This is a genomic window from Paraburkholderia sp. BCC1884 (assembly GCF_900996225.1).
Classification (GTDB): Bacteria; Pseudomonadota; Gammaproteobacteria; order Burkholderiales; family Burkholderiaceae; genus Paraburkholderia.
The window spans coordinates 1-458 of sequence record NZ_CAAJGL010000020.1 but is presented as its reverse complement, the minus strand read 5'-3'; the positions used below and the strand labels follow the sequence as shown (position 1 = coordinate 458).

The 458-nt window shown below is 72.5% G+C and carries 1 protein-coding gene and 1 pseudogene; both read right to left on the bottom strand.

Translation table 11 applies throughout. The features are described 5' to 3' along the window. The coding region (locus tag FQ705_RS01150; protein WP_144137640.1) for an ATP-binding cassette domain-containing protein at window positions 1-226 on the bottom strand (226 nt) is incomplete at its 3' end. Continuing rightward, a pseudogene (locus tag FQ705_RS01145) lies at window positions 223-458 on the bottom strand (ABC transporter permease); the annotation flags it as partial. The pseudogene FQ705_RS01145 and the gene FQ705_RS01150, both read right to left, overlap by 4 nt.

The window sequence follows — 458 nt, the reverse complement described above, 5'->3', positions numbered from 1 at the left end:
CGCGATAGTCGCCGTCGAGGCCGGCGACGATGCGCAACAGGGTGCTCTTGCCGCATCCGCTCGGCCCCACCAGGCAGACGATCTCGCCGCGCGCCACCTGCAGGGCGATATCGGCCAGCACGATGCGGCCGTCGTAGCGCTTGCGTTCGACGCGCAGGTCGAGCAGCGGGGTGTCGTCGCGAGCCACTGCGGCGACTCGCTCGGTCAGCAGGTGGGTGTCGCTCATGCCGCCTCCTTGCGCCGAGCGCCGTCGAAGGCATCGCGCCAGCCCAGCCAGCGCCGCTCGATGCGGCGCATCGCGCCGTCGCTGAGCTTGCCGAGCAGGGCCAGCAGCAGGATCGCGCCGAACACCAGGTCGGGCCGGCCGGTCTCGCGCCCGTCGCTGAGCAGGAAGCCGAGCCCGCGCGTGGCCGCGATCAGCTCGGCGGCCACCATGAACATCCAGGCCAGGCTCAGGC